We start from the raw sequence: 19,688 nt of genomic DNA, 5'->3' as shown, positions 1-19,688 counted from the left end.
GATAAGTGCGCTTACACAGACTGAAAGCACTTATCCACATCCACACTTCTTAAAAGAATTCAAATCAAATACTACAACTTAAATTACGTAAAATGTGTTAAAAGCATCTTTGGCTTTATAGTCCACTAAGTAAAAATTTATTTTTAGTATTTTTCTATTGACTTTTAACACAACTGCTACTATATCTCCTTTCTTTTCTTCGATCAGATCGTACCAATTTCCTACATTTTCTCCTTCTATTTCAACTATTATTTTATTTCCGTTTATACTGCCAATATAAAATTTATTTTGGTAAGATTTGCCATCAGGTAGCAAATAAGATACACAATCTTTGATATTATCAATTAATTTTATTTTCAAAACGTTTTTAGATGAAAAATTCATAGAATCCTCCTGATTTATTCCAAATTTATTCAACATACTTTTTAGACGTTGAAAGTCAAAATTAGCCAGCTCACAAACAGTTTCAAAGGATCGTGAGCGAATCCATTGACAAGCCTCTTTTTTCAGTTTTAGGTTCTTTCCTGCTGCATCCTGAATAGCTCTAGTAATAACAGCAGCCCACAACTTTCCTTCGTCGTACTTCAAAATGGCACCCAATCAACTTCTGAATTGTTCTGTTGTTCAGGAGTAATGACCGTAGCAATTTTGTTCCTATCTCCATAGGTATTATTCGCTTCAATGCCTATTTTTGCTGTAAATTCTAAACCATTTAAGTCTGCAATTGAGTTGATTTTTCTTGCAAGAACTGCTTTTTCTGAAGTGTCATTTGCATGAATATTTCTAGCTGACTCCAAAATACTGCGAATCATAGAACGTCCAGATTCTCCCCAAGTATCTTCTTTTCCTTCTGCTTTGCCACTTTTAATACCAATTATTTGGTAAATCTTACAATTTGCGTATGGACCTTCAATTACAGTAAATTCAGCGTTTAAATAGATGCTTCCAGTATCGTAGCTTTTAGTAAACCAGTTTTCGTAACCACCAGGTTTAATTGCCATTTTTACCTTGACTATTGTACCTTTAGGTATTAAACTACTCTGTAGTTTTGCAGTATTAAAATCAGTTAAATACTCTTCTAACATAAAGTCTCCATAAAAAGGTTAAATACTCCATTGATCAACAACTTGCCAAATACCGTTTATCTTATCGACAAGTTTATTTGGTATACGTTCACCATTGCGTAGTTCGAAAACTATCTGACGTGTGGAACTCTCCTCATTTTGCCCATACATAACCATACCAGTGCTATAAAATCCTCTCAGAGATCCAGCGCCACTTAGCCCTTGAAATGGATCTTCTTCAAGCATCTTCTTTGATAATTTTTTCGTATGGTGAGTTAAGATTATGCAAGCATTGGGGTTAACAGCATTACGTAACCTTTCAAGTGTTTTCTGAAGGAAGAATAGCATGGCACTATTATCATTTTCATTTCCATACTCACTACTAAATATGTTTCGCAATGGATCAATAGCTATAACATCAGGTTTAAAGCGTTCTTTCGCAATTTCCTTGATTTCATCTATTTCCTCATTATTAAATGATAAATGTACTCTTGGTGTAATAAGTAGGTTATTGGCAGCTATATTCAAAAGTTCTTTATTTAGTTGCAGTTGTTGTAATCGTTCTTTCATATATTCATATTCAATTTCAGTCTGCATGTAGAAGATTTTTAAAGGTCTACTTGGAGTCATACTAAGAAAGGAAACTCCTGCAGCCATGCAAACGAGCCAAGAAATCAAAAAGTCACTTTTGCCAATTTTCGGAGGGCCACCTAGAACCAATAAACCCCTCTGAGTTAAAATTCTTGGGTGAATGATATCCTCTGGTATTGGTGATTGGTCGTCCAAGTATTCCTTAACACTGAAAAAAGGAACCTTTTGGTTAATAGAGAAAAAATTTTGTATCATAATGATCTCCTATACAGCATTAGAAAAAGTTTTAGTTCTGATTTTTGTAAGCAGCTTTCCTAGGTGTGGTTCTTCAACCATTTCAAGGCATCCACTTCGATCTTTAGCTGGATATCCCCAAGAATTAAGGGTATGACAAACAAAGGAACGTACCTCTGTGCCATCATCTTTCTTGATTGCAACCATGCTAATTACTTCATCAACAATACCGGGTATTTCACTGGCAGTTTTAGCTCCTTCGCATTGTGGTAGCCATGTTGGACGATTGAAATCATCAAGATATTGTCCAAGAGTACCGACTGTAATGATGTCTTTATTGGGAATATGTTGAAACTGATTAAGCCAAGCCATCATTTCTTGAGCAAGTAAGCCATATGCAGCTCTCATATCTTGTTTGCCATTTCTGTCAGAGAAAGCCTCAGGTTGCATTTTTGCCCACAATAAACACAGACGTGATGCTACTGTGATGCTATCAATGAAAATACAGCGATATTTAGATAGTTCTGGCAAAAGCTCTTTGTACTTAGCAGATACGTGCTCATAGTGTCTTTGACTATATGCTGAATCAGATTTTAATGCAGGATTTGGACCACCAATTAAGCAGGCAATATCTCGCGCTTCATTCCAAGTACGAATACTGATTGAATCTCCTTGCCAATTCTGAACAGCAAGTAAACCAGCTTCAAAATCAAGACAAAGTGTTGGGTCATCTATAGTCTTCAATAGACTTGTTTTACCTATACCGTAAGGTCCAAAGATGACCATTTTTACACCTGTTTGAACTTTTAGCCGTTCATTGCTGTTCATTATTTTCATTTTTACTCCCGATGTACTTGATATATATACAAAGCAATTTTTAAATCTTCTAAAAGGTGCAAAAAAAAATTATTTGACCAGTAAGAATTTATTACGCATTTGCTTCAAGATATAGTAGACAGAAGATAAAGGTATTCCTGTAATTTCCGCTACTTCAGCAACAGTGAAGTCATTGAGTAATATGCATAAATTTTTCCAATTTTCAGGTAGTGTCGAAATAATATCTGCCATATCAAAGTACAATGAGACTTCATCTTCAAAATGCTTATAATCAGGTATATTATCATCAAGACCAAACACCATGCTATACTTCATACATTGATGTTTATGCAATAAATTGCGAGCACGAGAATTAACTAGTCTATCAATAAAAGTGTTAAAACTGCTTCTTGTTTCGTCATAATGACTAAGGTAAGGCCAAATCTGACAAATAAGTTCTTGTTCAATGTCTTCAAGACTTTCATCGGCAAAGCAACTCTTAGATTTAAGTTTTAGAGCATGATACTTAACATACTTGATGATTGTAGGATTTATACCTTTATAAATATTTTTTGATTTCATAAAATGACCTTTATTAATTAAAGGCCTACAGAATGCCAGTTTTTGTATACAAAGAGATAGGATACGTATAAGATTTCTTATGAGTTTAATGGGGTCTAAAAGCTGATCTGAATTTTGTAATTTCCATGATTTCCAGTAAAATTTGAGAATTTGGAAATAAAAGCATGCTTAATATAAGCTATTGAATTTCAATACTTTTTATAATTAAGTATATGGAGAAATTGCATTTCCATTGCCAAAAAATTTGGCAGTTCAGAACGCTTTAAAATCCTCTAAAATGGCCAGCTTTCCGGTTTCCGAAAATCTATATATATTATATAATATATGTAAATATATATGCATATATATATAGAATAATATAAAGTAATGATGAAATGTAATATACTATGAAACTGATAATTTATAGTTAGGTGGAGTAAAAAGTTAAAAAAGAGGAGCTTGGCTTATTTGCATTTCAATAACTTTGATACTAAAGAAATTTTATAATTCTAAGTTTTTTTTGCTTTCCTTTAGAAAAAATGAAACTTGCTTTGTATATATATAACATATTACTTTGTGAGGTAAGTATGAGGTTTAGCGAGGAATCTTTCAAATTCTCTTCTTTCAAATTTTACAATACAGGTTTCAATACTAACACTAGATCTAGGCAAACAAACAGATCTACCTAAAGAAATTTTATAATTCTAAATTTTTTTTGTTTTCCTTTAGAAAAAATGAAACTTGCTTTGTATATATATAACATATAACTCAAATTCTCTTCTTTCAAGTTTTACAATACAGATGTCAATACTAACACTAGATCTAGGCAAACAAACAGGATGGTCTATTCTTCACAACGGAGTGATTCAAAGTGGTAGTGAAAGTTTTCATGGTAGTCGTTTTAGTGGTGGTGGCATGCACTTCTTAAATTTTCGTAAGTGGTTGAATCAAATGAAGGAAAAATTTCCAAGTATTGAAACCGTTTATTTTGAGGAAGTTAGAAGACACTTAGGAACTGATGCTGCTCATTGCTACGGAGGTTTCTTGGCACATTTGTCTGCTTGGTGTGAAGAGAATCATATTCCCTATCAGAGTGTTCCTGTTAAGACTATAAAACGCTTTATCACAGGCAAAGGCAATGCAAGTAAGAGTGAAGTTATTGAAGCTGTAAAGGAAAAAGGTTTTTTATCCAAAGATGATAATGAGGCAGATGCCCTTGCTTTAATGTTTTACGCTATGAATCTTGGTAAAGATTTTAACATATTAAAAATACCATAGAAAGTGGGTCCTTTCGGCCATACTGGCGGGTTTGGTGGTGCTAACCTCAGGCCTTTTCTAGTGTTAGACATATTTTGAATATTAACTTTTTAATTATTAAGAATTTAAACATATATGAATTTAGCAATCCACTACTATCCTACTCGAGATCTAGTCGAATATGAGCGTAACCCACGTAAAAATGATGACGTAGTAAATAGAATGTGTGCTTCTATTCGGGAGTTTGGTTTTCGTATACCAATAGTTGCAAAAAGCGATGGGACTGTGGTTGATGGCCATTTAAGACTTAAAGCAGCAAGAAAACTTGGTATGGAAAGTATACCAGTGGTCTTAAGTGATAATTTAAATGAACCACAAACTAAAGCTTTTCGATTACTTGCAAATCAATCAGCTAATTGGGCAAAGTGGGATGATGATCTTTTGAGAGTGGAAATTCAAGAGTTAGAAGATTTGCAGTTTGATCTTAAAATGACTGGATTTGAATTAGAAAAAGTTCAACATTTCCTTGATGATTTAGATAGTGAAAAAGAAGATCTTTCTGACTTAGTTGTTGATGACAAAAAAGTAGAAATAACAAAACCAGCTGATCTATGGATTTTAGGTGATCATCGAATCTATTGTGGTGATAGCTCTATAGTTGAATCATATAAAGCGCTGTTAGATGATAAAATGGCAGATATTACTGTGTGTGATCCTCCATATAATGTTGATTATGGTAGCAGTCAGGAGAGAGAAGATAAAAAAATATTAAATGATAATCAAGGTGAAAAGTACGAACTTTTTCTCTACGACATCTGTTCCAATATTTTAGCATATACGAAAGGTGCAATTTACATCTGCATATCATCATCAGAGTTTTCAACGTTGCAAAAAGTATTTGAAGAAGCAGGTGGTCGTTGGTCAACATTTATCATTTGGGCAAAGAATCATTTTACACTAGGCAGATCAGATTATCAAAGACAATACGAAGCAATGCTTTATGGATGGAAAAGCGGCAATAAACGTGAGTGGCATGGAGGTAGAAATCAAAGTGATCTGTGGTTTTATGATAAGCCAACACATAATACACTACATCCAACGATGAAGCCAGTAGAGCTAATGGAGAAAGCAATAGTTAATAGCAGCAGACCTGGAGATATCGTACTTGATCCATTTAGCGGCTCTGGAAGTACACTGATTGCATGTGAGAGAACAGGAAGAATTTGCAGAACAATAGAACTAGATTCAAAATTTGTAGATGTCACCATAAAACGTTGGCAAATATACACAGGTAGGGAGGCAATTCTTTCTGGTACTGGTAAAACTTTTGCAGAAATTCAAGAAGAAAATTCGTAAAAAGGAGCAAAAAGAGAGGAGGAAAAGAGTGGAAAAAATCACGCAGACGGAATGGGCAAGAGAGATCGGAGTATCAAAGCAATACGTCTGTTATTTAGTAAAAAAAGGAATAGTTGAGTTGGAGGATGGTTTGATCAATAGAGAACAAGCAAATGAAGCGGTAGCAGCAATAAGAGATCTAAGTCAGCCACTGAGGAGGAAAAATCCAGAAAACGAAAATACAAGTAACCTTTCCACAATGTTGCTAAAAACGCGAATAAAAAATGAGATGGAACGTGGCAAATTGCTTGAGGCGAAAGCTAAGGCTGAGATTGGTGAACTTGTAGCAGTAGAGGAAGTAAAGCGCGATGCATTTAATGTAGCAAGAGTTGTCCGTAATAATTTGCTTAATATTCCAAATAGAGTTTCAGCACTGCTTGCCTCACTGAGCGACACTGAAAAGATTCATAAGACGCTAACCGAAGAGATTACAAACTCATTACAAGAATTATCTAATACTAAATTTCAAATATAAAAAAGATTTTGAATATAAAATGGCTGATAACTTAAGTTTAGAGTTAATAAAGTGTCTCATTAATCAACCTGGATTAGATGTAAATGTTAGAGGATTAAACGGAAAAACCCCACTACATTGCGCTATAGAGTTTGATGAATTAAGTATGGTGGATTTGTTACTCACGAAGAAGAACATTAATCCTTTTGTGGAAGATAATGAAGGTAAAACATCTCTTGATTACGCCAAAGAAGAGAAAAAAGCAGAAATATTGAAAGCGTTAATTAGTAACAAATACGGGTCAGAACAAGATAGTTTACTTCATTTAGCTGCAATGATAGGTGAAGTTAATGCAGTCAGATATTTGATAGGAAAAGGTATTGACGTTAATGTACGAAATGCTCTGCATCATACGCCATTACATCTAGCAGCAGGAATAGGACATGCAGAAGTTGTAAAGATTTTGATAAGAGAAGGAAAAGCTGAAATAGATGTCTTTGATGCGCGAAATCAGACACCAATGCACTATGCAGTTAATAACAAAAAATTGGAAATAGTAAAGTTACTGCTGAAGCTAGGAGCAGATGTAAATAGTGCACGCATAGGACAAAACTCAATGAAATTGTCACCTGTGCATATAGCTGTAAGTAATACTAATTACGATGAAAGAGACTTATGTCTTGATATCCTCAAATGCTTAATAAAGGAGCCTAATGCTCAAGTCAATTTACAAGATTACGAAAATAAAACGCCACTACATTACGCTGAAAGACTTAAAACAATAGAGGTTTTACTAACACGAGAAGATATAGACCCTCTGGTAAAAGACGATAGCGGCAAGACACCATTTGATTACGCTAAACCTGAGATAAAGAAGGCTTTGATGAGTAATAAATACGGTTCTGAAAAGAATAGTCTACTCCATTTAGCTGCACAAAGAGGAGAAATTGAGATTGTAGAGTCTATCTTAAAAGAAGAAATTGATATTGATATTTCAAACAATAAAGGTCTATCACCGATTTACCTTGCTGCAGAAAAAGGACATTTACATGTAGTAAAATTACTACTGAAAAAAGGAGCAAACTATACACCTGTTTTGCACTTAGCAATCAAATCAAATAATTTGGAGTTACTTAAAGTTTTATTTACTGAAAAAAATGGGTCATTGCTCTGCAGAGATACCGTTGTTAATTTTCCAACCCTTCATAATAAATATATAGCACAGAGAGAAATAGCAGATAAAAGGATGAAAAAACATAATAATATTATCTGCATCTGTATTACAGTTAGCGCAGTAGTAATGGCAGCATATATAGGTTTAACAGCAGCAACAATAAGCAGTGCAATCATTTTTGCAACAATAACAGGGGTATTTGCGCTTGTTATAGCAATAATGATAAGTGAGATGAGCAAAAGATATATAGAAAACGAATTTCAGAAAAAGATGTTTATGGAACTGGAGGAGTGTAGTTCTACTGTTAATGATGTCGAGATAGAACCAATTACGAGTAGATGCAGACAATGATATACGCCACATCTTTTTCTGAAGGTTTAAAACCAGATCCAGAGCTTAAAGTATCAGAGTGGGCAAATGAATATCGAGTTTTAGCAGCAACTGCAGCATCAGAGCCAGGTAAATGGAGAACAGAGAGAACACCATATCTTAAAGAAATCATGGATTCACTATCTCCGTCTTCACCTGCAGAAAAAGTAGTATTCATGAAAGGAGCGCAGATTGGGGGAACAGAAGCTGGCAACAATTGGATTGGCTATATTATCGATCAAACACCAGGTCCAATGTTAGTTGTGCAGCCAACAGTCGAAATGGGAAAACGTTGGTCGAAGGGAAGATTTGCACCGTTGATAGAGAGTACACCATGTTTAAAGAGTAAAGTAAAAGACCCAAGATCAAGAGACTCAGGCAATACTGTACAAAGTAAGGAGTTTCCAGGTGGAATAGTAGTAATAACTGGAGCGAATAGCAGTGTAGGACTTAGATCCATGCCAGTAAAATATCTCTTTCTTGATGAAATAGATGCCTACCCAGGAGATTCAGGAGGAGAAGGAGATCCAGTACTGCTTAGTATTGCTCGAACTAATACATTTGCACAGCGAAAGATTTTTTTAGTATCAACACCAACAATTCATGGAATAAGCAGAATTGAGAAAGAATTTGAAGCAACAGATAAGAGATATTTTTTTGTTCCCTGTCCGCATTGTAATTACTATCAAGTTCTAAAATGGTCACAAATAAAATGGGAAAACAATGACTCAAGAACAGCACATTATGTCTGCACTGAATGTAGCGGCAAAATAGAAAATCATCAAAAGACAGAGATGCTTGAGCGTGGAGAATGGAGGCCTACTAATAGAGTAAAAGGTGAGAAAAAAGGATTTCATCTTTCAAGCCTTTATAGTCCAGTTGGCTGGTATAGTTGGACTCAAGCAGTAGAAGATTTTCTTTATGCAAAAGAAAGTGAACAATTACTAAAAGTATGGATAAATACTACGCTTGGAGAAACCTGGGTAGACAAAGGAGAAGTACCAGACTGGAAACAATTATTTAACAGGAGAGAATTTTTTCAGATTGGCACAGTACCTAGGAGAGAAGTGGTACTTACTGCAGGAGTAGATGTCCAAAAAGATCGTCTAGAGGTGGAAGTTGTAGCCTGGGGAAAAAGCCGTGAAAGTTGGTCAATAGACTACCGAGTATTTGAAGGAGATACAGGAGGTGGAGAAGTATGGGGAAAACTTTCGGAGCTTCTGAGTCATCATTTTATCGGTGAAAATGGGCTTGAATATATGATAAGCATGATGGCGGTAGATGCTGGATATGCAACGCAAGAAGTATATAACTGGGTAAGAGGTCATCAAGGATCTGGAAGAGTAATGGCAGTGAAAGGTGTAAACAAAGCGCTAGTACCACTTAGCAGTCCAAGCAGAGTAGATATAACAGTTGGTGGTCAAAAGCTGAAAAGAGGAATAAAGCTCTGGCCAGTAGGAGTATCGATATTAAAGTCAGAGCTTTTTCAATTACTTAATATTTTGAAAGAAGAAGAGGGAAAAGCTCTACCTGGATATTGTCATTTTCCTGAGTATGCACCTGAATATTTTAAGCAACTAACGGCAGAGCAATTAGTCAGTAAAGTAGTGAAAGGATATACCAAACAAGAGTGGCAGAAGGTAAGAGAAAGAAATGAAGTATTAGACTGTAGGATTTATGCAAGAGCTGCATCGATAGCACTGGGAATAGACAGATGGCCAGAGAGTAAGTGGAATAGTTTGAGTGGAAAAATGGAAAGTAAAAAGCCTAAAAAAGTGAGACAAAGTAAATGGTTGAATGAGAAGTAAAATGTACAATCAGGAATATTTAAGTCAAGTCGAAGAAGCGATAAAAAAACTGCAAAGCGGAGAGCGAGTAGTATCAATTGCATATGGTGACCATGTGGTGAGATATGCTGAAGTTCAGATAAATGACTTGCTAAGCTTAAGACAACGCATCAAAGGTGAACTAAAGATTGCTGGAATGAAGCCAAAGAGAAAGATTGTTTTTTCAACGAGTAAAGGGATCATATAATATCGTTGAAAGGAACCATATGACAAAAATTATAGCAAAAGAATATACAGAATTTTTAGAGCAGCTAAAAGAGCAGATTGCTACTAGTCGTTATAAAGCAGCACTGGCAGTAAATAGCAAGCTTATTGTGCTTTACCACCATATTGGTACAGAGATCTTAAAACGCCAAAAAGAACATGGCTGGGGTGCTAAAATCATAGATCAGCTAAGTAAGGATTTAAGAAGCGCATTTCCAGAAATGAAGGGATTTAGTGCTAGGAATCTTACTTATATGCGCCAATTTGCTGCAGAATATCAAGATACTGAATTTACGCAGCAGGTTGCTGCACAATTGCCTTGGTTTCATATTGTAGTTATTTTAGATAAAGTAAAAGATCCAAAAGAAAGACTATTCTATTTTCAAAAGGCTATAGAGCACGGTTGGTCACGTAGTATAATGGTGATGCAAATCGAACGTGAATTGTACAAACGTCAAGGAAAAGCTGTTACTAACTTCAAAGATAAGTTACCTTCTCCCCAATCAGATTTAGCACATTATACATTAAAAGATCCATATATTTTTGATTTTTTGAGTATAGGAGACGATGCTCACGAAAGAGAAGTAGAAAAAGGGCTTGTAGGCCATGTAGAGAAGTTTTTGCTTGAGCTAGGGGAAGGATTTGCATTTGTTGGTAGGCAGTTTCACTTAGATGTTGGAAATAAAGACTTCTATATTGATTTATTGTTTTACCATTTGAAGCTACGTTGCTTTGTAGTAATTGAGCTAAAAGACAAAGATTTCAAGCCAGAATATGCAGGAAAAATGAATTTTTATCTTTCAGCCGTTGATGATTTATTAAAGCATGAGACAGATCAACCATCTATAGGATTAATTTTATGCAAGTCAAAGGATAACGTACTAGCTAAGTATACACTGAAAGACATAAATAAACCGATAGGGTTGGCAGAATATAAAATTACTGAAAATCTACCAAAGAATATAAAGGCAGCTTTACCAACAGTAGAAGAGCTAGAGGCTGAGTTATCCAAAGTTTCAGATCAGGAAAAGTAATGCTATTAAAATCGTTCAAGCAATTATTTAGCAAGCCAAAGATAAAAAGCTCAGCATGGGATGCAGCAGGTTCAGGAAGAAGATTTTTTCACTTTCAACCAGAGTTAGGAAGTATAAACAATTTGTTGTCTCAAAACCTTGAAACTTTACGTAGTCGTTCTCGTGACATGGTGAGAAAAAATCCATATGCAGCAAATATTATTGATACGATAGTGAGTAACTCTATTGGCACAGGAATAAAACCACAATCAAAAGCAAGAGATGGTGAATTTCGAAAGAAGGTGCAAGAATTATGGCTAAAATGGACAGATGAAGCAGACAGTAGTGGAGTAAGTGATTTTTATGGATTACAAGCTCTAGTATGCAGAAGTATGATAGAAGGTGGAGAGTGTTTCGTACGTCTCCGAAATCGTAAACTCGAAGATGGATTTTCTGTACCATTGCAACTTCAAGTATTGGAATCAGAGCATTTAGATAATAAAACAAATCAAACTTTAGGAAATGGTAATGTAATAAGAAACGGGATTGAGTTTAACAAGCTTGGGCAAAGAGAAGCATATTACCTATTTAAAGAACACCCTGGTGAAGGCTCGTTTGGTGAATCAGTGAGAGTGCCAGCAAATGATGTTTTACATATTTATAGACCATTAAGACCTGGGCAAATCAGAGGAGAGCCATGGCTTTCTAATATACTGCTGAAGCTTTATGAGCTTGATCAATATGATGATGCAGAGCTGGTGAGAAAGAAAACTGCAGCAATGTTTGCAGGATTTATTACGAGACTCGATCCAGAAGCAAATATCATGGGAGAAGGTGAAAGTAATGAGCAAGGAGTAGCACTATCTGGCCTAGAACCTGGAACAATGCAGCTTTTAGACCCAGGAGAAGATATAAAATTTTCAGAGCCATCAGATGTTGGAGGAAGTTATGAAGCATTCATGAGACAGCAACTGAGGGCAATAGCAATAGGTACAGGAATAACATATGAGCAGCTAACAGGAGATTTAACCGGTGTTAATTATTCATCCATTCGAGCAGGATTAATAGAGTTTCGTCGTAGATGTGCTATGCTGCAACACAACATTATGGTATTTCAATTTTGCAGACCAGTATGGAATAGATGGCTAGAGTTAGCAGTACTTTGTGGAGAACTCTGTATAGATGAAAAAGTAGTAAAAGCAGCGAAAGAAGAAGTAAAATGGATACCACAGGGATTTGATTGGGTAGATCCACTAAAAGATCAGCAAGCACAACAAATGGCAGTAAGAAATGGATTTAAGAGTCGATCGGAAGTAGTATCAGAAATGGGTTACGATGTTGAAGAAATTGACCAAGAAATAGCAGAAGATCAAAGACGTGCAAGCGAACTGGGCTTAAGTTTTGATTCTGAGGTTACTGCAAATCAAGAGGTGATATGAAACAACAATGGCTAAACAGATGTGTAATGGTAGAACCAAGGAGTTTTGAGTTACTGTCACTACAAACAGGAAAGCAGCCTATCTTTAAAAATATAAAACATGCAGTAAGAAATAGTGAAAGAGGAATAATACCGATACATGGCATTTTAACTAAAAAACCTGGTGCATTTGATGAAATGCTCGGAATGACATCATATGAGCAAATAGAAGAACAAATTACACAAGCATTAGCAGATAGTAGCATAGAGACAATTATACTGGAAATAGATAGCCCCGGAGGAGAGGTAAACGGTATATTTGACCTAGCTGACTTTATTTATGAATCAAGAGGAAAAAAGAGGATAATAGCGATAGCAAATGATGATGCATATTCTGCTGCGTACGCTATAGCCTCTAGCGCTGAAAAGGTATTTGTGAGCAGAACCTCAGGAGTAGGAAGCATAGGGGTAATTGCAAGTCATATAGATCAAAGTGGATTTAATGAAAAATGTGGAATAAAATATACCACAGTATTTGCAGGAAGTAGAAAAAATGATTTAAATCCACATGAGCCAATGACGTCTGAAAGTCTGGAAAGCTTACAAAAAGAAGTAGACCGACTATATGAAATGTTTGTGCAGCTAATAGCGAGGAACAGAGGTCTTTCAATTGAAAAGATTCGATCAACGGAGGCAGGGCTATATTTTGGCGAGAGAGCAATAGAAATAGGCCTTGCAGACGGAATGACAATTCTTTCATCTATTAATAAAAACAGGAGTATTACTATGAATGAACAAACTACAAATGACCTAGAAACTGATAATTTAACCAAGTATCGTACTGAAGTTCTTGAATTAATACGTTTATGTAATTTATCGAAGATGCCAGAAAAGATAGGAGAATTTATTGAGCAAAGTGTAAGTGTTGAGCAAGCTAGGGAAGTTTTAATGGAATTACTTGCAGAGAGAACAAAGAAGACAGAGATACTGAGTGCAATACCACAGAATTCAGGAGAAGATTTGATGATACAAGTAGCTAAAGCTAGAGCACAATCAAGTATTTAAGTTTTTTTATAACCGCCGCGTACAACAATTATAAACATGGCGGTAAAACTAAAGGGGAAAATAAATGAGGAAATTTTATGAGTTGTATAAGCGAACAAAATAATCTTGGTGACCTATTAAAGTATGAGGTGTCAAGTCTATATTCAAGAGATCAGATAACAGTAGCAAAGGGACAAAATCTTAAACTTGGTACAGTAGTGGCTCTCGATAAAGATAACATGATTAAGATAATAAATCCAACTGCCACAGATGGTACACAAACAGCAATAGGTGCAATAGTAAGTGATGTAAATGCGACAGAAAATGCCAAAGCAGTAATTATTACTCGTGGTGCAATACTAGCAGATCATGCAGTGGTGTGGCCAGCAAATATCACTGAAGAGCAAAAAAATGCAGCAATAAAGCAACTTGAAGGACGAGGGATCATTATCCGTAAAGCAGTCTAAGGCTATATTAAACAATAAAAAACACAAAGGGGGAAAATAAAAAATGCAAAATCCATTTACAAACACAGCATTTAGCATGACGGCACTAACAAATGCGATAAATATATTGCCGATAAATTATGGACGAATTGAAAATTTAAATTTGTTTCCAAGTAGATCAGTAAGATTTAGACATATTACCATAGAAGAACACAACGGAGTATTAAGTTTATTACCAACACAAATACCAGGAGCACCAGCAACAGTAGGAAAAAGAGGAAAAAGAAAAGTAAGAACATTTACGATTCCACATATTCCTCACGATGATGTAGTGTTACCAGAGGAAGTACAGGGAATAAGAGCATTTGGGTCGGAAAGTGAACTGAAAGCGCTGGCAGATGTAATAACTGACCATTTGCAGCTAATGAGAAATAAACATGCAATAACGTTGGAGCATTTGCGTATGGGAGCGCTGAAGGGAATAATTTTAGATGCTGATGGGTCGGAATTATTAAATCTGTACAACGAATTTGAAATAACACCAAAAGTAGTAAATTTTGCCCTTGGAACAGCAACAACTGATGTAAAGCGTAAGTGCTTGGAGGTATTGCGACATATTGAGGATAACTTAAGTGGTGAATATATGACGGGAATTCATGCACTGGTAAGCCCTGAGTTTTTTGATGCACTAACTTCGCATAGTAAAGTGAAAGAGGCATATGAAAGATGGCAAGAAGGAGCAGCACTTCGAAATGATATGAGGTCAGGATTTACGTTCTGTGGAATAACATTTGAGGAATATAGAGGGCAGGCAACTGATCCTGAGGGAAATGTGAGAAGGTTTATAGAAAGGGAAAGTGGAAACTGTTTTCCAGTAGGAACAGCGAGCACATTTACAACATATTTTGCACCAGCAGACTTTAATGAGACAGTAAATACACTAGGACAGCCACTATATGCAAAACAAGAGCCAAGGAGATTTGATAGAGGAACTGATTTACATACGCAGTCGAATCCATTGCCAATGTGCCACAGACCAGGAACATTAGTAAAAGTCGTTGCAGCATAACAATACTGGTAGAGTAACTACAAGTTGGTGAGGTACAAGAGGACTCTACTAGTATATAACTTATTAGCATACTTATGAAAGAATGCAAGAGAATATTAAGAGATTACTAAAAGATTGTTTTGCCCATTTAGGAGAAGTAGCTTTGTATAAGTCGAAAAATAAGGCGTACATGGTACAAGTACTAAAGCAACAGCCAGATAAATTATACGAGATTGGTGAAGGACAATTTGTGGGAGAGATGCTTTTTCTTGAGGTAAGCATTTTTGATATACTGAGGCCAATTGTAGGAGATATTTTTGTTATAGGTGATTGCAAATACAAAATACACACACCACCACTTAGAGATAAATCTGGAATGGTCTGGCGAATCGAAGCGTATGGGGTGTAAAATGTCTGTGCATATAGAAGTTGAGGTAATAGAAAGTGTAAATGCTAAAAGAAAAAAAATAGAATTAGCAATAGTGAGAGCGTTAAACAGAACAGCACTATGGCTAAAATTGAAGACAGCAAAAGAAATTAGTGAGGAAAAGAAGATAAAATTAAGTTTGATAAGAAAGAGATTAAGAATTTTTAAAGCAAAAACAAGCAGATTAGAAGTGTTAATTAGAGCAAATCTCTACGACATTAGAGCATCGACAATTGGCAAAATACAAAAAACAAGAAGAGGATCGAAAGTAGGAAAGCATGAGTTTATAGGAGGATTTGCAGCAGTTATGCCAAAAGGAAATAGCGGTATGTTTAAACGTGAAGGAAGAGCAGCATTGCCAATAAAGGAAGTTAAATTGTCACTCGAACCTGAGGCTTCAAGGATAATAGGGAATCTTGTTAATTATGAGGTTGAGGAAGTGTTTAAAAAGTTCTTTGAACGTGATATTACAAGAAATGTATGAATTTTAAAGATTTGCATAATGCAATCTGCACTACGCTGAAGAGAGAAATATCGTCTATACAGACATGTGAAATTTATCCAGCAATAAGGAAAGAATTAGTAGCGCCAGCGTTATTTGTAGAGCTTGTGAGTTTAGAATCGGGAAAAGATCCAGGGACAGAAGAATTAGCGCTGAGAGCAAGATTTGAGGCAAGGATTGTAGTTGATGGAACAGTCGAGGATTCCTCGTTAGTTGTAAGGTCATTAGCAGCAGAAGTAGCAAGAGTAGTGAACAAGAATACCTGGGAAAAGAATGTATCTCCGGCTGAATTTCTTTCTGCAGAGCCAGATGGATTGAGACCCGAATTAGATGCATATTTGGTGTGGATGGTTGATTGGAGTCATCAGCTTCATTTAGGTAAATCAGTATGGGAAGAGGGGAAAATTAAACCACATAAAATAGCAGTGGGAGAAATGCATGTTGGAAAATAATTTTGCCATTGCAGAGTTACAGAGAAAAGTAGCGAATATCATTCGTATAGGAGTTGTAAAAGAAATAGATTATGAAAAAGCAAAAGTAAGAGTGAAAATAGGAGAATTTATAACAGATTGGTTGCCGTGGATAACGAGTAAAGCAGGAAAAGATAGAGATTGGTCTCCACCAGATATCGATGAACAGGTTATGGTATTTTCTCCTCTTGGTGAACTATCATTAGGAGTGGTATTAGGAGGAATATATCAGGAAAAATACTCTGCACCAGAGAATAAAAAAGAAATAAATAGTATGAAGTTTCAAGATGGAACAAGATTGTTATATGATAAGGAAAAACATCATTTAGAGATTGAAGTAGTAGACAAAATAACACTGAAAGCTGGGGGATCAAGTATAGAAATGACAAAAAGTGGAATAAAACTGAAAGCAGAAAGGATCGACTTAAATTGAACAAAGGAATAGTGAGGTTAGGAGACTACTGTGGAGAAGCTATACCACATTTCTGCATTAGCGGAAGTAATAATGTTTTTGTAAACGGTAAGTCAATATGTAGACAAGGAGACAGTTTTAGTGAAGGAAGAGCATTAACTGAAGGATCAAAAACAGTGTTTGCAAATGGTCTTAGTGTAGGAAGAGTAGGAGATATAGTTTCATGTGGGTTTAAAGTAATAAAAGGCAGTGAAAGCGTCTTTGCAAAATAGAAATGAAGGGTATGGATGCTAAAACAGGAAAGACGTTAGAAGGAATAGAGCACTTAAAGCAGTCGATAATTGATATACTGACTACTCCGGTAAACAGTAGAATCATGAGGAGAGATTATGGGTCTAGGCTATTTGAATTAGTGGATAAACCAATCAGTAGAGATTTAACTATGGAAATCTATGCAGCAACAGCAGAAGCTTTGGAAAAATGGGAAAAGAGATTTAAGTTAGAAAAAGTAAAAGTTGAAGGAGTAAAAGAAGGGAGAGTAACATTGAATTTAGAAGGTGTCTATCTTTCAGAAGGTAAGTTCATAAATATTAATGGAGTAGTTGTTTAAAAATGCAGCAGCCAAATATTATCGAACCACTGAACTTTGAAGAGATTTTTGCTCGGATGAAAGAAGAATTAATAAGTCGAGATAAAAGTTTTACAGCACTAATTGAAAGTGACCCAGCGATAAAGGTATTAGAAGTAGCAGCATGGAGAGAGTTGTTACTCAGAGAAAGAATAAATGAAGCTGTAAAAAGTAATTTACTAAAATTTGCAACAGGAGAAGATCTTGGTAATTTAGCTGAATTTTATGGAGTAGAGAGGCAGAAAGAAGAAGATGACGAACGATTTAGAAAGAGGGTAAAAGCAAAAATAGCAGGTTGGTCAACAGGAGGAAGTAAGGAATATTATAAATATCATGCACTGTCAGCAGATAGTAGAGTAAAAGACGCACTAGTGGAATCACCTATACCAGGAAAAGTACAAATTTCAATCTTATCAACATAATTATCCACAACTGGCATAGCGTTAGAAGAGTTACTAGAAATTGTAAAAAAGCAGGTTACTAGAGATGATATAAGGGTTTTAACCGATACAGTAACAGTAATTGGCTGCAATATTATGGAAATAGATATCCACAGCAGAATGAGCATAAGTCCTGTAATATCAGAGGAGGAAATCAAGAAGCAGTTTATTGAGAAGTTTGAATTAGCAAAAAGATTAGGGTGGAGTGTAACAAGATCGTGGATAATAGCGAATCTATTTGTAGAGGGTGTAGAAAACGTAGAATTAATAGAACCAAAAGAGGATGTTGTGGTATTGGGGAATGAGTGTGCAGTGCTTGGCCACGTCAAGTTAGATAGGATTTAAAACGTATTTTTTTTGTTTTGTGCCAGTGAGGGGATTGCGTGCAATAAGTGGTTTAAGGTTTACTGGATCCAATGTTAGGGAGACGAAAGTATTGATTTTCTTCCAGAAGTTGTAACTTGTTTTTTAAAGTATGGATAATATGGTCAAATATTATGGAGAGTGTTTTCGATATTAAGAACATCTTTATTTTTCTGCAATGATCTCTTGGTTACTCATAAGCTACCTAAATAAAGGAAATTAAAGCAACTTGAAAGAAAAGACAAATGAAAAGTTTATTACCGCCAAACGCAACAAAGCAAGAGCAAGCACTGGTTAATGCAATCGATTATAAAGTTGATCCAAGCAGGATAAGAGGATTTAAATTTAGCCTAGGGGAAAAAATATTGCCGTGGTTGATTGAGGAATATGGTTTAGAAGAGATACTGCGTTGGGTAAAAGATAGAAGAAAAGCCGTAATAGAAGGAGTAAAATTTCAAAGACTGCGAGGAACACCTAAATCACTTAAAATAGCACTCAAGTGGGCAAATATAGAAGACATTACAATCATCGAAGAACCACCCGGTAAACACTTTTTTGAGTTGCAAGTAGGGATAAAAGATGTTCCAAATAACTTTTTTGTAGATGCAATTGTGGAACTTGCAAAACTATCACTACCAGCAAGATCGCGGCTAATGAGGATTTTCAATGACCACTACAACGTTGATAGGTTTATTTTAGATGAAAGCTTTTTTGGAAGTTTGTTATCGGATTACTCAGGGATAAAAATTGAAAAAGATGGAGCAGTATTATCGTTTGGAAGAGTAAATTTTTTCAGGTCTAGTGGTCCAGTTATTAGGATTATAGAAAACTATCTACGCGATCATTATGAACGAGCTTTAAGCAATGATATATATCGCCTAGATGTAGCAATCCTTGGAGAAACCGAGCCTCACACAAAGAATTATAACGGTATTTATGAAAGAAATCATTTGTGGTACAACTTAAAAGCACTATATCCATTACCACAAAGTTTATTACCAGCAATTAAGTTTGTCAAAGCACAGATTGTACTGTCAGATAGCTGGAAATTAGGAGAAATAAATAGCTGTTTTCCTCTTTGTTATCAAGAAGAGATAGGAGGCATACTTTTCCTTGGTAATGATAAACTTTCTGATCAGCTATGGAACTTGGAATACAAACCAATTTTGGAAAGATTTAATATCAGCTATGAATATGAAGCAAAGAATCTTACTGATCAAAAGGTTGCGAAAGCTAATTTAACGGAATATCACGTTAGTTGCGAAAATGATAGAAGTTCAGGAAAAGAAGATTCGATACACGAATTAGAAAATTACATTTTAGTGTTTTATCCAGGAGTACTGAAATGGCACGAACATCGACATTTGCACAGAAGTTGGAAAAATAGTCAAGCAATATGTATAATAAGTTAAATACTTATATTTAGATCCTCATATATTATATTAATAATAGGTAAAAGTGTATGAAATAAAAAGAAAAAGACTTGCTTTCTCATGCTAAAAAGGACATGAC

General features: G+C 35.4%; 23 protein-coding genes and 1 pseudogene. 19 read left to right on the top strand and 5 right to left on the bottom strand.

Annotation, left to right across the window (positions count from 1 at the left end):
• Positions 1-78: 78 nt before the first annotated feature.
• The 5 genes from AAGD50_RS02870 to AAGD50_RS02850 all read right to left on the bottom strand — a co-directional run bounded on the left by AAGD50_RS02870 (position 79) and on the right by AAGD50_RS02850 (position 3,287).
• The gene (locus AAGD50_RS02870; protein WP_341810103.1) at positions 79-588 is read right to left on the bottom strand and encodes a hypothetical protein; all 510 of its coding nucleotides are present in this window, start codon (positions 586-588) and stop codon (positions 79-81) included.
• Positions 585-1,085, bottom strand: a complete 501-nt coding sequence (locus AAGD50_RS02865) for a hypothetical protein (protein WP_341810102.1) — start codon at positions 1,083-1,085, stop codon at positions 585-587. The genes AAGD50_RS02870 and AAGD50_RS02865 overlap by 4 nt, the downstream gene beginning before the upstream one ends.
• Positions 1,086-1,103: 18 nt before the next feature.
• A complete protein-coding gene (locus tag AAGD50_RS02860) occupies positions 1,104-1,910 on the bottom strand; it encodes an AAA family ATPase (protein WP_341810101.1) in 807 nt (268 codons plus the stop codon).
• Positions 1,911-1,919: 9 nt separating this feature from the next.
• On the bottom strand, positions 1,920-2,726 hold the full coding sequence (locus AAGD50_RS02855) for an ATP-binding protein (protein ID WP_341810100.1): 807 nt from the start codon (positions 2,724-2,726) through the stop codon (positions 1,920-1,922).
• A 69-nt stretch (positions 2,727-2,795) separates the two neighbouring features.
• The gene (locus tag AAGD50_RS02850) at positions 2,796-3,287 is read right to left on the bottom strand and encodes a sigma-70 family RNA polymerase sigma factor (RefSeq protein ID WP_341810099.1); all 492 of its coding nucleotides are present in this window, start codon (positions 3,285-3,287) and stop codon (positions 2,796-2,798) included.
• A 780-nt stretch (positions 3,288-4,067) separates the two neighbouring features.
• Here AAGD50_RS02850 and AAGD50_RS02845 point away from each other — a divergent pair.
• The 19 genes and pseudogenes from AAGD50_RS02845 (at position 4,068) to AAGD50_RS02755 (ending at position 19,588) form a co-directional block, all read left to right on the top strand.
• Positions 4,068-4,544, top strand: a complete 477-nt coding sequence (locus tag AAGD50_RS02845; protein WP_341810098.1) for a Holliday junction resolvase — start codon at positions 4,068-4,070, stop codon at positions 4,542-4,544.
• A gap of 114 nt (positions 4,545-4,658) precedes the next feature.
• On the top strand, positions 4,659-5,879 hold the full coding sequence (locus tag AAGD50_RS02840; RefSeq protein ID WP_341810097.1) for a DNA modification methylase: 1,221 nt from the start codon (positions 4,659-4,661) through the stop codon (positions 5,877-5,879).
• A gap of 28 nt (positions 5,880-5,907) precedes the next feature.
• Entirely contained in the window at positions 5,908-6,393 is a 486-nt protein-coding gene (locus AAGD50_RS02835) for a hypothetical protein (protein ID WP_341810096.1), read from the top strand.
• 19 nt (positions 6,394-6,412) lie between these two features.
• A complete protein-coding gene (locus tag AAGD50_RS02830; protein ID WP_341810095.1) occupies positions 6,413-7,897 on the top strand; it encodes an ankyrin repeat domain-containing protein in 1,485 nt (494 codons plus the stop codon).
• The gene (locus AAGD50_RS02825; protein WP_341810094.1) at positions 7,894-9,723 is read left to right on the top strand and encodes a phage terminase large subunit family protein; all 1,830 of its coding nucleotides are present in this window, start codon (positions 7,894-7,896) and stop codon (positions 9,721-9,723) included. The genes AAGD50_RS02830 and AAGD50_RS02825 overlap by 4 nt, the downstream gene beginning before the upstream one ends.
• Before the next feature lies 1 nt (position 9,724).
• The gene (locus AAGD50_RS02820) at positions 9,725-9,949 is read left to right on the top strand and encodes a gpW family head-tail joining protein (RefSeq protein WP_341810141.1); all 225 of its coding nucleotides are present in this window, start codon (positions 9,725-9,727) and stop codon (positions 9,947-9,949) included.
• A 19-nt stretch (positions 9,950-9,968) separates the two neighbouring features.
• Positions 9,969-11,000, top strand: coding sequence for a YhcG family protein (locus AAGD50_RS02815; protein ID WP_341810093.1), 1,032 nt, complete (start codon positions 9,969-9,971; stop codon positions 10,998-11,000).
• Positions 11,000-12,418: a phage portal protein gene (locus AAGD50_RS02810; RefSeq protein ID WP_341810092.1), complete on the top strand. Its 1,419-nt coding sequence runs from the start codon at positions 11,000-11,002 to the stop codon at positions 12,416-12,418. The genes AAGD50_RS02815 and AAGD50_RS02810 overlap by 1 nt, the downstream gene beginning before the upstream one ends.
• Positions 12,415-13,461, top strand: coding sequence for a S49 family peptidase (locus AAGD50_RS02805; RefSeq protein ID WP_341810091.1), 1,047 nt, complete (start codon positions 12,415-12,417; stop codon positions 13,459-13,461). Before AAGD50_RS02810 ends, AAGD50_RS02805 begins: the two co-directional genes overlap by 4 nt.
• A gap of 77 nt (positions 13,462-13,538) precedes the next feature.
• A complete protein-coding gene (locus AAGD50_RS02800; protein WP_191110935.1) occupies positions 13,539-13,907 on the top strand; it encodes a head decoration protein in 369 nt (122 codons plus the stop codon).
• Positions 13,908-13,950: 43 nt separating this feature from the next.
• Positions 13,951-14,955 carry a major capsid protein gene (locus AAGD50_RS02795; protein WP_264685631.1) on the top strand — a complete coding sequence of 335 codons (1,005 nt, stop codon included), beginning with the start codon at positions 13,951-13,953 and terminating at the stop codon, positions 14,953-14,955.
• An 82-nt stretch (positions 14,956-15,037) separates the two neighbouring features.
• On the top strand, positions 15,038-15,343 hold the full coding sequence (locus AAGD50_RS02790) for a hypothetical protein (protein WP_341810090.1): 306 nt from the start codon (positions 15,038-15,040) through the stop codon (positions 15,341-15,343).
• Between the two features lies 1 nt (position 15,344).
• Entirely contained in the window at positions 15,345-15,845 is a 501-nt protein-coding gene (locus AAGD50_RS02785; protein ID WP_341810140.1) for a phage tail protein, read from the top strand.
• Positions 15,842-16,315: a hypothetical protein gene (locus AAGD50_RS02780; RefSeq protein ID WP_250120148.1), complete on the top strand. Its 474-nt coding sequence runs from the start codon at positions 15,842-15,844 to the stop codon at positions 16,313-16,315. The genes AAGD50_RS02785 and AAGD50_RS02780 overlap by 4 nt, the downstream gene beginning before the upstream one ends.
• On the top strand, positions 16,302-16,766 hold the full coding sequence (locus AAGD50_RS02775; RefSeq protein ID WP_264724209.1) for a phage baseplate assembly protein V: 465 nt from the start codon (positions 16,302-16,304) through the stop codon (positions 16,764-16,766). The genes AAGD50_RS02780 and AAGD50_RS02775 overlap by 14 nt, the downstream gene beginning before the upstream one ends.
• A complete protein-coding gene (locus tag AAGD50_RS02770) occupies positions 16,763-17,017 on the top strand; it encodes a PAAR domain-containing protein (RefSeq protein ID WP_047759655.1) in 255 nt (84 codons plus the stop codon). Before AAGD50_RS02775 ends, AAGD50_RS02770 begins: the two co-directional genes overlap by 4 nt.
• Positions 17,018-17,019: 2 nt before the next feature.
• Positions 17,020-17,355, top strand: coding sequence for a GPW/gp25 family protein (locus AAGD50_RS02765; RefSeq protein ID WP_264375260.1), 336 nt, complete (start codon positions 17,020-17,022; stop codon positions 17,353-17,355).
• Between the two features lie 2 nt (positions 17,356-17,357).
• Positions 17,358-18,158, top strand: a pseudogene (locus AAGD50_RS02760) (baseplate J/gp47 family protein).
• A gap of 263 nt (positions 18,159-18,421) precedes the next feature.
• Positions 18,422-19,588 (top strand): phage tail protein, encoded by a 1,167-nt coding sequence (locus tag AAGD50_RS02755; protein WP_341810014.1) that lies wholly within the window; start codon positions 18,422-18,424, stop codon positions 19,586-19,588.
• The last annotated feature ends 100 nt before the right edge of the window (positions 19,589-19,688 follow it).

This window comes from Wolbachia endosymbiont (group A) of Apotomis capreana (assembly GCF_964027025.1).
Taxonomy (GTDB): Bacteria; Pseudomonadota; Alphaproteobacteria; order Rickettsiales; family Anaplasmataceae; genus Wolbachia; species Wolbachia pipientis.
This window is presented reverse-complemented; position numbering and strand designations above follow the sequence as displayed.

Bases quoted from the DNA above. Each gene is read 5' to 3' on its own strand.
- AAGD50_RS02780 (WP_250120148.1), top strand. From the start codon at position 15,842: ATGAATTTTAAAGATTTGCATAATGCAATCTGCACTACGCTGAAGAGA.
- AAGD50_RS02810 (WP_341810092.1), top strand. From the start codon at position 11,000: ATGCTATTAAAATCGTTCAAGCAATTATTTAGCAAGCCAAAGATAAAA.
- AAGD50_RS02815 (WP_341810093.1), top strand. From the start codon at position 9,969: ATGACAAAAATTATAGCAAAAGAATATACAGAATTTTTAGAGCAGCTA.
- AAGD50_RS02785 (WP_341810140.1), top strand. From the start codon at position 15,345: ATGTCTGTGCATATAGAAGTTGAGGTAATAGAAAGTGTAAATGCTAAA.
- AAGD50_RS02830 (WP_341810095.1), top strand. From the start codon at position 6,413: ATGGCTGATAACTTAAGTTTAGAGTTAATAAAGTGTCTCATTAATCAA.
- AAGD50_RS02825 (WP_341810094.1), top strand. From the start codon at position 7,894: ATGATATACGCCACATCTTTTTCTGAAGGTTTAAAACCAGATCCAGAG.
- AAGD50_RS02855 (WP_341810100.1), bottom strand. From the start codon at position 2,726: ATGAAAATAATGAACAGCAATGAACGGCTAAAAGTTCAAACAGGTGTA.
- AAGD50_RS02860 (WP_341810101.1), bottom strand. From the start codon at position 1,910: ATGATACAAAATTTTTTCTCTATTAACCAAAAGGTTCCTTTTTTCAGT.
- AAGD50_RS02840 (WP_341810097.1), top strand. From the start codon at position 4,659: ATGAATTTAGCAATCCACTACTATCCTACTCGAGATCTAGTCGAATAT.
- AAGD50_RS02755 (WP_341810014.1), top strand. From the start codon at position 18,422: ATGAAAAGTTTATTACCGCCAAACGCAACAAAGCAAGAGCAAGCACTG.
- AAGD50_RS02805 (WP_341810091.1), top strand. From the start codon at position 12,415: ATGAAACAACAATGGCTAAACAGATGTGTAATGGTAGAACCAAGGAGT.
- AAGD50_RS02800 (WP_191110935.1), top strand. From the start codon at position 13,539: ATGAGTTGTATAAGCGAACAAAATAATCTTGGTGACCTATTAAAGTAT.
- AAGD50_RS02795 (WP_264685631.1), top strand. From the start codon at position 13,951: ATGCAAAATCCATTTACAAACACAGCATTTAGCATGACGGCACTAACA.
- AAGD50_RS02765 (WP_264375260.1), top strand. From the start codon at position 17,020: ATGAAGGGTATGGATGCTAAAACAGGAAAGACGTTAGAAGGAATAGAG.
- AAGD50_RS02775 (WP_264724209.1), top strand. From the start codon at position 16,302: ATGTTGGAAAATAATTTTGCCATTGCAGAGTTACAGAGAAAAGTAGCG.
- AAGD50_RS02845 (WP_341810098.1), top strand. From the start codon at position 4,068: ATGTCAATACTAACACTAGATCTAGGCAAACAAACAGGATGGTCTATT.
- AAGD50_RS02790 (WP_341810090.1), top strand. From the start codon at position 15,038: ATGCAAGAGAATATTAAGAGATTACTAAAAGATTGTTTTGCCCATTTA.
- AAGD50_RS02820 (WP_341810141.1), top strand. From the start codon at position 9,725: ATGTACAATCAGGAATATTTAAGTCAAGTCGAAGAAGCGATAAAAAAA.
- AAGD50_RS02850 (WP_341810099.1), bottom strand. From the start codon at position 3,287: ATGAAATCAAAAAATATTTATAAAGGTATAAATCCTACAATCATCAAG.
- AAGD50_RS02865 (WP_341810102.1), bottom strand. From the start codon at position 1,085: ATGTTAGAAGAGTATTTAACTGATTTTAATACTGCAAAACTACAGAGT.